The sequence below is a fragment of the Streptomyces sp. NBC_00459 genome (genome assembly GCF_036013955.1).
In the GTDB taxonomy this organism is placed as follows: Bacteria; Actinomycetota; Actinomycetes; order Streptomycetales; family Streptomycetaceae; genus Streptomyces.
Genome location: NZ_CP107903.1, coordinates 8,369,114 through 8,381,116, shown reverse-complemented (window position 1 = coordinate 8,381,116; position 12,003 = coordinate 8,369,114). Strand labels below are relative to the sequence as shown.

Annotated in this window: 12 protein-coding genes; all 12 read right to left on the bottom strand. The window is 70.7% G+C overall.

Features of this window, described 5'->3' with window-relative positions; translation table 11 throughout:
* Window positions 1-15 precede the first annotated feature (15 nt).
* Window positions 16-1,083, bottom strand: coding sequence for a polyprenyl synthetase family protein (locus tag OHN74_RS36940; RefSeq protein ID WP_327698917.1), 1,068 nt, complete (start codon window positions 1,081-1,083; stop codon window positions 16-18).
* 62 nt (window positions 1,084-1,145) lie between these two features.
* Entirely contained in the window at window positions 1,146-2,564 is a 1,419-nt protein-coding gene (hpnE, locus tag OHN74_RS36935) for a hydroxysqualene dehydroxylase HpnE (protein ID WP_327698916.1), read from the bottom strand.
* Window positions 2,561-2,701, bottom strand: coding sequence for a DUF6380 family protein (locus OHN74_RS42980; RefSeq protein WP_443060504.1), 141 nt, complete (start codon window positions 2,699-2,701; stop codon window positions 2,561-2,563). Before OHN74_RS42980 ends, hpnE begins: the two co-directional genes overlap by 4 nt.
* Window positions 2,701-3,651, bottom strand: a complete 951-nt coding sequence (gene hpnD / locus OHN74_RS36930; RefSeq protein ID WP_327698915.1) for a presqualene diphosphate synthase HpnD — start codon at window positions 3,649-3,651, stop codon at window positions 2,701-2,703. Before hpnD ends, OHN74_RS42980 begins: the two co-directional genes overlap by 1 nt.
* Window positions 3,648-4,550 carry a squalene synthase HpnC gene (gene hpnC, locus OHN74_RS36925; RefSeq protein ID WP_327698914.1) on the bottom strand — a complete coding sequence of 301 codons (903 nt, stop codon included), beginning with the start codon at window positions 4,548-4,550 and terminating at the stop codon, window positions 3,648-3,650. Before hpnC ends, hpnD begins: the two co-directional genes overlap by 4 nt.
* Window positions 4,551-4,919: 369 nt before the next feature.
* Window positions 4,920-5,699 (bottom strand): ABC transporter ATP-binding protein, encoded by a 780-nt coding sequence (locus OHN74_RS36920; RefSeq protein WP_443060503.1) that lies wholly within the window; start codon window positions 5,697-5,699, stop codon window positions 4,920-4,922.
* Window positions 5,692-6,621 carry an ABC transporter permease gene (locus OHN74_RS36915; RefSeq protein ID WP_327698913.1) on the bottom strand — a complete coding sequence of 310 codons (930 nt, stop codon included), beginning with the start codon at window positions 6,619-6,621 and terminating at the stop codon, window positions 5,692-5,694. The genes OHN74_RS36920 and OHN74_RS36915 overlap by 8 nt, the downstream gene beginning before the upstream one ends.
* 100 nt (window positions 6,622-6,721) lie before the next feature.
* The gene (locus tag OHN74_RS36910; protein WP_443060502.1) at window positions 6,722-7,594 is read right to left on the bottom strand and encodes a glycosyltransferase family 2 protein; all 873 of its coding nucleotides are present in this window, start codon (window positions 7,592-7,594) and stop codon (window positions 6,722-6,724) included.
* Between the two features lie 8 nt (window positions 7,595-7,602).
* Window positions 7,603-8,385: a CDP-alcohol phosphatidyltransferase family protein gene (locus OHN74_RS36905; RefSeq protein WP_327698911.1), complete on the bottom strand. Its 783-nt coding sequence runs from the start codon at window positions 8,383-8,385 to the stop codon at window positions 7,603-7,605.
* Window positions 8,363-9,424: an iron-containing alcohol dehydrogenase family protein gene (locus OHN74_RS36900; protein ID WP_327698910.1), complete on the bottom strand. Its 1,062-nt coding sequence runs from the start codon at window positions 9,422-9,424 to the stop codon at window positions 8,363-8,365. The genes OHN74_RS36905 and OHN74_RS36900 overlap by 23 nt, the downstream gene beginning before the upstream one ends.
* The gene (locus tag OHN74_RS36895; RefSeq protein ID WP_327698909.1) at window positions 9,412-10,164 is read right to left on the bottom strand and encodes a phosphocholine cytidylyltransferase family protein; all 753 of its coding nucleotides are present in this window, start codon (window positions 10,162-10,164) and stop codon (window positions 9,412-9,414) included. The genes OHN74_RS36900 and OHN74_RS36895 overlap by 13 nt, the downstream gene beginning before the upstream one ends.
* Entirely contained in the window at window positions 10,161-11,996 is a 1,836-nt protein-coding gene (locus tag OHN74_RS36890) for a DUF5941 domain-containing protein (RefSeq protein ID WP_327698908.1), read from the bottom strand. Before OHN74_RS36890 ends, OHN74_RS36895 begins: the two co-directional genes overlap by 4 nt.
* Window positions 11,997-12,003: the final 7 nt, after the last annotated feature.

Genomic DNA, 12,003 nt, shown 5'->3' with positions numbered 1-12,003 from the left:
TTCGACCGATAGTGATCATCTCTTTCGGACGACGACGAAGTCGGCGAGCGCGGTGAACTGCGCGCGCACCCGGTCGGGCATGTCGATGGCGCTCAGTGCGTCGACGGCGATGGTGTGCTGTCGGCGCGCCTCCTCGGTGGTCCACTCGCGTCCGCCTGCCTGTTCGATCAGGGCGGCGCGGGCGGCGAACTCCTCCTCGGAGAAGTTCTCGAAGTCGCTGCTCTTCGCGTCGGCCGCGAGGAGATCACCGAGGCGCTCGGCCGCCGGGCCGCTGGCCGCGAGGGCGGCGACGACGGGCAGGGACTTCTTGCGCTGACGCAGATCGCTCCAGGTCTGCTTGCCGGTGGCCTCCGGGTCGCCCCAGATGCCGAGGAGGTCGTCGACGGCCTGGAAGGCCAGGCCGAGGTGGTAGCCGTACTTCTCCAGGGTGTCGGCGGTGCGGTCGTCCGCGCCGCCGAGAACCGCGCCGATGGAGCTGGCGCAGGCGAGCAGGGCACCGGTCTTGTTGCCCTCCATCTCCAGGCACTCCTCGACGCTGACGCGGTCGCGGTGCTCGTAGGAGATGTCCTGGGCCTGGCCGTCGATGAGAGCACGGGTCGCCGTGGTGAGACGGCGGGTGGCTCGGCCGGCCTCGACGGTGCCGAGCTCCAGGAGGATCTCGTTGGCCAGTGCGAACAGGGCGTCGCCGACCAGGATGGCCTGGGCGGGGCCGTGCACCTTCCACACGGTGTCGCGGTGGCGGCGCTGTTCGTCGCCGTCCATCAGGTCGTCGTGCAGCAGCGAGAAGTTGTGCACCAGCTCGACGGCGACCGCGCCGGGGATGCCGACCTCGGGGTCGGCACCGGTGACCTCGGCGGACAGCACGGCGAGCGCGGGGCGTACGGCCTTGCCGCCGTCGCCGGCGGCGGGCCTGCCCTGGGCGTCGATCCAGCCGAAGTGGTAGGCGGAGACGGTGTCCATGGGCGCCGCGAGACGGTTGATCGCCGCCCGCAGGACCGGAGTGGCCAGGGTCCGGCCGCGCTCCAGGAGCGCGGTCACGTCCACCGCGTCGGCGACTTTCGGGGCCGGGGGCACAGTGGGCACAGTCTCTCCTCTTGTTGCGGTGCGGGCGGTGCGAGGACCTGCCGCGTGCCGATGATCGAGCATCAGGCTGCCTCCTCCACGTCGAAGAGGTGGTGGCGGGGCCGGCCCAGGGCGCCCAGCGCGGCACCGGCCGCGCTGACTCCGCTGCGGACCGCACTCTCCATGGTCGCGGGCCACCCGGTGGCGGTCCACGAACCGGCCAGGTACAGGCCGGGGGTTCTGGTACGGGCGCCGGGCCGCAGCCGTCCGACGCCGGGCGTGGGGGCGAACGTCGCTGTCCGCTCCCGGGTGACGAAGAAGTCCCGTACACCGGCGCCCCGAGCGCGGGGCAACAGTCGCTCCAGCTCCGGCAGATACCGCTCGCGCAGCGCCGCCACGGGCTCGTCGATCTCGTCGTGCGCAGCCGACTGCGACAGCGCCAGATACTGGCCGTCGCCGCCGAGCCCGGACGCCTCGGTCCGGTCGAAGACCCACTGCACCGGGCTGCCGAGCGCCGCGACGAACGGCGTGCTCAGCACCTTCCGGTCGTACACCACATGCACGTTGAGAATGGGCGCGGTACCGATCTCCAGCAGCCGTTCGGGGGCGTCGAGCGCGCCCTCCGGCAGCAGATCGTGCGCCTCGCGCTGGGCCACGGCGAGTACGACGGTGTCCGCGTCGAGCGTCTCGCCGGGAACCTGAACGCTCCAGCGGCCGTTCTCGTTGTGTTGGATGGAGGTGACGCGTGTACGGACTTCGGTACGCACGCCCGCGGAGTCGAGCGCCTTGCGGGCCAGAGTGTCGTGCAGTTCGCCCAGCGGGACGCGCGCCCAGCCGATGTCGGCCGCGCCCGGGTCGGACAGCAGACCGGTCTTGAACACCATCGCGGCGAGCCCCAGGGACGAGTCCCCGGCCACCGCGTTGAGGGTGGCGACCCCCACCAGGTCCCACAGTGCCTCGACGGCACGCTCGGACTGACCGTGCGCGGTCAGCCAGCTGCCGAAGTCCTTCGCGTCCAGCGCCGGGTCGGCGAGGTCCAGCGCCTTGAGCGCCAGTGCGGCACGCCCCACTCCGGCGCGCTCCAGGAGCGAGAGGTGCGGATACGTGGCCAGGCTGCGCCCGAGATGCAGAGGAACAGGCAGCGCGTCGCGCCGGAGTCTGCCCAGGCGCCGCCCGGCGGGCTTCGCCACGTCGACGACGGGTACGTCGAGACGTGCCTGCACCGGAGCTAGCGCGGCGCCGTCGATACGGTCGAGGAACCAGCGGTAGGCGGTGCAGCAACGCAGGTACACATGCTGGCCGTTGTCGACGGTGAGGCCGTCGCGCTGGAAGGAGAAGGCGAGCCCGCCGAGGCGCGGCCGGCCTTCGAGCAGCGTGACGCGGACACCGGCGTCGGCGAGCGAGAGTGCCGCGGTGATGCCCGCCAGGCCGCCGCCGACCACCACGGCGCTCTTCTCACCGCGGTGGCCCGGGCGTTCCCCGGGCTGCGTACCCTCGCTCATCGCGCACTCCCCCCTGTGCACCCGCCGTGCCGGATGAACGCCGCACGACAGGCCGTCGAAGTCAGGGACGCCGTCCCCGAGCGGAGGGTTGCGCGCCGTTTCACCGCGGACACATCACCTTGCACCGGATTGTCCATCAGACGCGCCTCCTGACGGTCCGACGGGAGACATGCCGGGCGTCCAGGCCGGACAGGCCGCGCACAGCGACGTACGCCTTCTCGCGTCCGGGCAGCGAGACCCGGCCGCGCAGGACTGCCTCCGGCTCGCGCTCGATGCGGTCGAGGAGCCGACGGTAGATGCCGGCCATGGCGGCGACACAGGCGCCGCTGCGCCGGTCGAGCATGGGCAGCAGCCCGTAGCCCTCGGCGAACAGGGCGCGGGCGCGCCGCACTTCGAAGTGGACCAGGCCCGCGAAGTCGGAGCCCTCCGGCGGCTTCGGCCCGCTGAACCCGGCCGAGCAGCCGAACTTGGCGAGGTCGTCGGCGGGCAGATAGGTCCGCCCGCTGTCGGCGTCCTCGCGGATGTCCCGCAGGATGTTGGTGAGCTGGAGTGCGAGCCCCAGCGTGTCGGCGTACTCGGAGGCGCGTTCCGAACCGCGCGCGCCCTGCTCCGTACCGAACACGCCCAGCGACAGCCGTCCGATGGCCCCGGCCACACAGCGGCAGTAGACCTTCAGGTCGTCCCAGGTCTCGTACGTCTCACCGCGTACGTCCATCACGACGCCGTCGATGAGTTCGTCGAGGCCGCCGAGCGGGATCGGGAAGTGGGTTCCCGCGTGGCTGAGGGCGACCGCGACCGGGTCGGTGTCGTCCTCGTCGACCGCGCCCTCGCGCACCCGGGTGAGCAGCGCCCTGGTGTCCTCCAGGCGCGCCGCCTTGACCTCGGGGGCCAGCGTGCCGTCACCGATGTCGTCGACACGGCGCGAGAACGCGTACAGGGCCGACATCGCGCGCCGCTTCGACGTCGGCAGCAGTCTGATGCCGTACGCGAAGTTGCGGGCCTGCTGGCCGGTGATGGACTCGCAGTAGCTGTAGGCGGCGAGTACCGGTGCGGACACGTGTGGTTCCGACTCCACGCTCCGGATCACCCCTCTCCTCGCAGGGTTGTGCCCACCTCGCGCAGCAACTGGATCCTGCCGGGCTTGGGCGGGCCGGGAAGTACGTCGTATTCGGCGGCGACGATCGCTCGGACCGCCGCCTTCCCCCCCGCCACGAAACCCGCGAGCAGCAGCTTCAGCCTGCCGTGGACGCTACCCACGAGGGGGGTGCCTTCATTCAGCAGGACACGGGCGCGTTCCGCTTCGTATGCGATCAGCGCGCGTACCGACGCTCCTGCGGTGGGGGCGGCGAGATCCGGCTCCTGGACATGAAAGCGCTTCATGTCCTGGGCGGGCAGATAGATCCGGTCGCGGCCGAGGTCCTCGGCGACGTCCTGGAGGTGCTCGACGATCTGGAGGGCCGTGCACACGGCGTCGGAGCGGCGGATCCGCTCGGGCGTCGCGGTGCCGGTGACGGCGAGGACGAGGCGGCCCACGGGGTTGGCGGACAGCTCGCAGTAGGCGAGGAGGTCGTCGTACGTCTCGTACCGCTTGACCAGCTGGTCCTGGCGGTTGGCCGCGATCAGGCCGAGGAACGGCTCGGGGGTGAGCGAGCGGCGGCGGACGGTCGGCTGGAGCCGCCGCAGCAGGGGGTGGTGCGGGGTGCCGTCGAAGACCCTGCGCAGGTCGGCCTCGAAGGCGTCGAGGAGGACGAGCCGGTCGTCGGCCTCTTCGGGGGCGACGCCCAGCAGGCGGGCGTCGGCGCCGCCCGGGGCCAGGTCGCCGTCGCCGATGTCGTCGACGAGGCGGGCGAAGCCGTAGACGGCCATGAGGTCGGTGCGCCAGGCCCTGGGCAGGAAGAACGGTGCCACGGGGAAGTTCTCGTCCGCGGCCTTGTCGAGCGTGCCGCGCTCCGGATCGTCGGTCCGCGTGGGGCCGGTTGCCGTCACCGTTCGCTGCCCGGGGCGGGGACGGCGATCGGTGTGGGGAGCCGGGGAGTTTCCGTAGCCATCGCCGTCACATCTCCCGTTCTACACTGCTGACCCAATGGGCACTATTTCGGACACGCCGCCCAGCCGTCCACGCGGCGGTCCGATGCCGGGTGTCGCGTGTTATCGCCCTACTTGCCGCGATTCAGCACTGGTACAGCTTACGTTGTACAACGCGCCATGGTCCGTCGGGGTGTCCCGCGCATCACAAGAACGCACCGATTGGCGTCAAGATTCCTAGGGCGCCCCGGAGTTGACGTTTCCTTTGCAGACGCGGGGCCCCGCCGGAACAGTTCCGGCGGGGCCCCGATTCGCCCGGTTGATCCCCGGCTACTTGCCGGTGAACTTCTCGTACTCCTTGAGGACCTCGTCCGTCGGCCCGTCCATGCGCAGTTCGCCGCGTTCCAGCCACAGGACACGGTCGCAGGTGTCGCGGATGGACTTGTTGTTGTGACTGACGAGGAACACCGTGCCGGCGTGCTTGCGCAGCTCGCGGATGCGGTCCTCGGAGCGCTTCTGGAAGGACCGGTCACCGGTCGCCAGTGCCTCGTCGATCATCAGTACGTCATGGTCCTTGGCCGCGGCGATGGAGAACCGCAGCCGCGCCGCCATGCCGGAGGAGTACGTGCGCATCGGCAGCGTGATGAAGTCGCCCTTCTCGTTGATGCCGGAGAAGTCGACGATCTGCTGATAGCGCTCCCTGATCTCCTCGCGTGACATCCCCATCGCGAGGCCGCCCAATATGACGTTCCGTTCGCCCGTGAGGTCGTTCATCAGGGCGGCGTTGACGCCGAGGAGCGAGGGCTGGCCGTCGGTGTACACGTGGCCGCTCTCGGCGGGCAGCAGGCCGGCGATGGCGCGCAGCAGCGTCGACTTGCCGGAGCCGTTGGAGCCGATCAGGCCGACGGCCTCGCCGCGGTAGGAGACGAAGGAGACGCCCCGTACGGCGTGCACCTTGCGCACGCCGGGTGACTCGCCGCGTCTGACGATGCGGCTGAGCGCGGAGGTGGCACTGCCCTTGCCGGTCTTGGCGCCGTTGACGCGGTAGACGATGTGGAGCTCGTCCGCGATCACAGTGGGGATCTTGGCCCCGGGAATCGGGTCAGCCACGGCCGTACCTCTCCTCCGACTGCCAGAAGTACACGAAGCCGCCGACGGCGAAGAGCGCGGCCCAGCCGCCCGCGACCGCCCAGACGTGCGGCGGGAGGTTCTCCGAGCCGTAGCCGTCGATGAGCGCGAAGCGCATCAGGTCCATGTAGATGGCGGCCGGGTTCCACTGGAGGACGTCGGCGACCCACTGTGGCTTGTCGGCGAGCATGACCGGGATGGAGAACATCACTCCGGACGCGTACATCCACGTACGCATCACGAACGGCATCAGCTGGGCGAGGTCCGGGGTGGCCGAGCCCCACCGGGCCATGATCAGCGCGAGGCCGGTGTTGAAGAGGAACTGGAGTGCCAGCGCCGGGAGGATCAGCAGCCAGGACGCCTTGGGGTAGCTGCCGAAGCCGATCGAGACCACGAACAGCACGATCATCGAGAAGAGCAGCTGCTGGAGCTGTTGCAGCGCGAAGGAGACCGGCAGGGCGGCGCGCGGGAAGTGCAGGGCGCGCACCAGGCCCAGGTTGCCGGAGATCGCGCGTACGCCCGCCATCACCGAGCTCTGCGTGAAGGTGAACACGAAGACGCCCGTGACGAGGAACGGGATGTACACCTCGCGGGGCATACCGCGGTCGGCTTTGAGGATCACGCCGAAGATGAAGAAGTACACGGCCGCGTTCAGCAGCGGCGTGGCCACCTGCCACAGCTGGCCGAGTTTGGCCTGGCTGTACTGGGCGGTCAGTTTCGCCTGCGAGAAGGCCAGGATGAAGTGACGCCGTCCCCAGAGCTGGCGGACGTACTCGACGAGTCGAGGGCGGGCGCCGCTCACGGCGAGCCCGTACTTCGCGGCGAGGTCGGCCGCGGAGAGGCCGTCGTCGGGTGACGGTCGGTCGCTCACCGCGACACCGCCGTCATGCGTTGTCTCACTCACAAATGGAAACTTTCGTCTTCAATATGCGCAGCTGAACGGGGCAGAGCGCGGGCCGTGGCCGGGAGGCGGCCGGCCCGCGAGGGCTCTCAGGGAGAGCTTGTCAGATCACTGGGGGGCGGCCCAGTCGGGTCAGCCGCCACACCGTACGCCACCGGATGGGCCGGCGGGGTCCGCACGGGGTGGTCAGGCCCTCCTTGAACCCGCCCCACCAGGCTCTGAGCGCCGGGCGGGAGGGTCGGCGGAGGAGTGTGAGGAGCAGCCAGTCCCCCAGGTACACGGGTACGAGGGGGGCTGGAAGGTTTCGGCGGGCCAGCCAGACTCGGTTGCGGGCGACCATGCGGTGGTAGACCGCGTGCCGCGAGGGCGCGGTCGCGGGGTGGTAGAGCAGCATGTCGGCCCGGTAGTCGATCATCCAGCCCGCGTCGAGGGCCCGCCAGGCCAGGTCGGTCTCCTCGTGGGCGTAGAAGAACTCCTCGGGCAGGATGCCCACTTCGGCGAAGACCTTGGTACGGACGGCGTTGGCGCCGCCCAGGAAGCTGGTGACCCGGGAGCTGCGCATCGGGTCCGTGGTGCCCGGGCGGGGTACATGGCGGCGCTGGGTGAGGCCGGTCTCGGGGTCGGCGATACGGAAGCTGATGATGCCCAGTTCCGGGTCGGCGGTGAAGGCCTGGCGGCACAGTTCGGCGGTGTCCTGGTGGCCGAGGAGGCCGTCGTCGTCCAGGAACATCAGGATGTCGACGTCGCGGCCGGCCGGGCCGAACGCCTCGATGCCGACGTTGCGTCCGCCGGGGATGCCGAGGTTCTCGGGCAGCTCGATGCTCCGTACGCCCTCGGGGAGGTCCGGAACGGGCGAGCCGTTGCCGACGACGACGACCTGGACCGGGTCGCCCTCCTGTTTGGCGATCGAGTCCACGAGGGCGCACAGTTCGTCGGGGCGGTTGCCCATGGTGATGATCACCGCTCCGACTCTCATCCCGGTACTCACCGCAACCTGCTCGACGCGAGGATGGACACAAGGTGCAGCACGGTCTGCAGGATCGCGATGCCGGCCAGGACGGCGATGCCCAGGCGGGTCCAGAACAGCTCGCCGCCGATGAGGTCGAGGACCGCCACGAAGAGGACGAACAGGCTCGCCTCGATGCCGCCGATCAGCCGGTGGAACTTCAGTGCGGCGGCGGCCCTGCGGGCCAGGGCGAGCCCCTCGGAGCGCGGCACCGACAGCTCTTCCTTGGCGGCGGCCAGACCGCTGCGGGACCGGGCCACGTCCACCAGGTCGGTCTCCGCCTTGATCAGGATCGCGCCGAGCGCGGCCAGGGTGCCGAGGAACGCCCACAGCCACTCGGGGTTCCCGGATCCGTCCCACAGGTCGGCGCCGCGCAGCCCGAAGCCGATCAGCAGGGCCGCCTCGGACAGGTAGTGGCCGATGCGGTCGAGGTACACGCCGGTGATCGAGGTCTGGTTGCGCCAGCGGGCGATCTCCCCGTCGACGCAGTCGAGGAGCAGGTACAGCTGCATCAGCAGGACGGCCAGGACCGCCCCGGTGAGGCCCGGCACCAGGAGCGCAGCGCCCGCCAGAACACCCGCGACGACCATCAGGTACGTGAGCTGGTTGGGCGTGATCCTGGTGTTCACCAGGTACGGGTCGACCCGCAGGGACACCTCGCGCATGTAGAGGCGTCCCGCCCAGTGCTCGCCGCTGCGCCGGTCCTTCACCCCTTCGGGGTGGACGACGGGGCGTAGTTCAGCTACCGATGGCCTTGACATAGTCCGCGTACGTGTCCTTGATCTGGTCGTTCGTGAGGTCGAGGTGTTCCAGGATCGTGTAGCGACCGGGTCTGGTCTGCGGGGCGTACTCGACGACCCGTACGAACTCGTCCGTGGTGAAGCCGATCTCCTCCGGCAGCACCGGCAGTCCGTGCCGGCGCAGTACCTCGGCCATGTAGGCCGCCTCTTCGGGCGCGCCCCGCAGGAACATGGCGAAGGCGGCGCCGAGGCCGCACTGTTCGCCGTGGCTGGCGGCGCGCTTGGGGTACAGCAGGTCGAAGGCGTGGTTGATCTCGTGACAGGCGCCGGAGGACGGGCGGGAGTCGCCCGACACCGACATGGCGATACCGGTGAGGACGAGGGCCTCGGCCAGTACCTGGAGGAACGCGTTGTCGCCGACCCCGCCGGGGTGGCGCAGTACGGCTTCGCCGGCCTGCCGGGCCATCGCGGCGGCGAGTCCGTCGATCTTCTCGCCGTTGACCTGGCAGGCCAGCTCCCAGTCGGCGACCGCGGAGATGTTCGACATGGCGTCGCCGATGCCGGAGCGCACGAACCGCGCGGGTGCCTCGCGGATCACGTCGAGGTCGATGACGACGGCGATCGGGTTGGGCACGCCGTACGAGCCGCGCCCCGCGTCGTTGTCGAGGGTCGCGACCGGGGAACACAGGCCGTCGTGCGCGAGGTTGGTGGCGACGGCGACGAGTGGCAGGCCCACCCGGGCGGCGGCGAACTTGGCGCAGTCGATGATCCGGCCGCCGCCGAGGCCGACCACGGCGTCGTAGTGGCCCGACTTGATGGCGTCGCCCAGCTTGACCGCGTCGTCGATGGTGCCGCCGGCGACCTCGTACCAGCTCGCGCCGGGCAGCGCCGGGGCGAGCCGCTCGCGCAGTCTGGCGCCGGAGCCGGAGCTGATCGCGACCGCGATCTTCCCGGAGTGCGAGATCCGCTGGTCGAACAGCACATCCGCCAGATCGTTCAGGGCCCCCCGGCGGATGTCGACGACGACCGGCGAGGGGATCAGCCTCGTCAGTACCGGCACGCGATCTCCCGTCCTCGGGCCAGATCGTCGTGGTTGTCTATCTCGACCCAGGGAACCTCACCGATGGGCGCCACGTCGATCCGGAAGCCACGGTCGACCAGTTCCTGGTAACCGTGCTCGTAGAACTGCTGGGGGTCGGTCTCCCACACGGTCTTCAGCGCGTCGGCCAGGTCGGCGGCGGCGGCGCCCTCGATGAGGGTGACGCCGATGTACTCGCCGGTGGCCTCGGCCGGGTCCATCAGCTTGGTGATCCTCCGTACGCCGTTCTCCGGGTCCACGATCACCTTCATCTCCTCGTCGGCGAGATCCTTCACCGTGTCGAGGGCCAGGATGATGCGCTTCCCGTCGCCGCGCGCGGCGAGCAGCGTCCGTTCGACGGAGACGGGGTGCACGGTGTCGCCGTTGGCGAGGATCACCCCGTCGGCGAGGGCGTCCCGGCCGCACCAGAGGGAGTAGGCGTTGTTCCACTCCTCGGCGCGGTCGTTGTCGATGAGGGTGATCTTCAGCCCGTACTTCTTCTCCAGGGCCGTCTGCCGCTCGTACACGGCTTCCTTGCGGTAGCCGACGATGATCGCGGCCTCGGTGAGGCCGATCTCGGCGAAGTTGGCGAGGGTGAGGTCGAGGACGGTGGGGCCGTCCTCGTCGCCCGCGGGACCGACCGGCACGAGAGCCTTGGGCAGGCTGTCGGTGTAGGGGCGCAGACGCCGTCCGGCGCCGGCCGCCAGCACGAGGCCGATCATGCGGGTACTCCTTCGTCGTGTACGGCGGGCGCGCCGCCCTGGTGGGCGGTCACCCAGTAGCGGATGCTCTCGGTGAGCACCAGCAGGGCCACGACCACGGCGAGGACCGTGAGCGCGACCACGAACTGCGAGGCACTGAGCAGTGCGGCCAGTACGACGACCACCAGCGTCCGGCCCTCGTGCCCTCCGCTCGCCCGTACCAGCCAGCGCGGGGGCGCTCCGGCGTTGCCACGGATGCGGTACACCGTGTCGTAGTGATGGTAGGCGACGGCGGCCACGAGGCCGAAAGCCGCGGGAAGTGCTCCGTTTACCTCCGCTTTGCCCGCGAGGATGAGGACTGTGCCGTATTCGGCGGCCCGGAAGACCGGGGGGACGAGCCAGTCGAGGCGGCCCGTGAGTGGCAGTGCGACCGCGCTGCCCGCGCTGAGCACGTACAGCACGGTGAGGGCGACGGGGATCGGGCTGCCGTAGGCGCACACCGACACGGCGAAGGTCAGCACCGCCGCGCCTTCCAGCGCCAGGAGGAGGCGCGAGGCGCCCGGTGTGCGCCCGGGGATTCGCTCGACCAGCTCCGCGAGCGGCCCGCTGTCCGCGAGGTCCGCCAGGGCTTGCGCAGCTCGCTCGGTGCGCTGCGCCGTTCGTGTGAGTGAGCGCAGGACGCGCCCCGCAGTGGTGTACGTCGCCGCGAAGCCGCAGCCGACGAGCAGCACGGTGAAGGTGGTCCGGGGGGTGGTGAGCGCCGTGAGGACGGCGATCAGGGCCCAGCGCTCGCCGATCGGCAGGACGATCATCCGCCGCACCCAGACCGTCCAGCCGACGCCGTCGAGCCGGTCGGAGAGGGCGGCGGTGGGGCTGGTGTTCGCCGTCGCGTCGTGATTGGCCTCGTTGAAGGCGAAGTCGACGACGTGCCGGCAGGTCTGCAGGACCATCGCGCCGAGGGCCAGCGCCCATACGTCGTCGCCGCCCCGGGCCGCGCCCAGTGCGAGGCCCGCGTAGTAGGCGTACTCCTTGGCGCGGTCGAAGGTGGCGTCCAGCCAGGCACCGAGCGTCGAGTACTGGAGGGAGTAGCGGGCGAGCTGGCCGTCCGTGCAGTCCAGGACGAAGGAGACCAGGAGGAGCACACCCGCCGTGACGAAGCCGCCGCGGGTGCCGGTGGCCGCGCAGCCGGCCGCGATCAGCGCGGTGAGCAGAGAGGCGGTGGTGACCTGGTTGGGGGTGAGGCCGCGGCGGGCGCACCAGCGGGCCAGATAACGGGAGTACGGGCTGACGCAGAAGGTGGTGAAGAAGCCGTCCCGGGACTTCACGGCCGACTTCAGGCGTACGGCCTCGTCGTCGACGGCTGCGACGGCCTGCCGTGCGACGGCGCGGGCCTCGGGGTCGGCGGGGACGGCTGCGGTCAGGCTGCCCAGCTCGGGGCGGTGCACGCCGAGGGCGTCCGCGTCCAGAGCGAGGGCGATGCGGTCGGCGAGGCTGTCCACGGCCACGGCGGAGAAGGCTTTGCCGGGGTCTTTCGTGGCGTCGTCGCACGCGGAGATCTCGCGGGCCAGTTCGCGGGTCAGGGCGGTGCGGCCGGCGCCGGGCTGTGCCGACACGGCGCCCGGTACCGCGGCGAGCGGGAAGCGGGGGTCGGTGAGGCCGAGGCGCAGCGCGTGCAGGTGGCCGACGAAGCGGGCGTCCACGACGGCGACGCGTTCGTCACAGGACGACTCGGCGAGGAGGGTCTCGGTGTCGGCGACGTCGGTCGCGATCCGCACGTCGAAGCCCAGGGACCGCAGATCGTCCTCGATCGACGATCCGGGAACCGGCTGACCCGTGAGGATGGCGGTCGGCAACCGAACT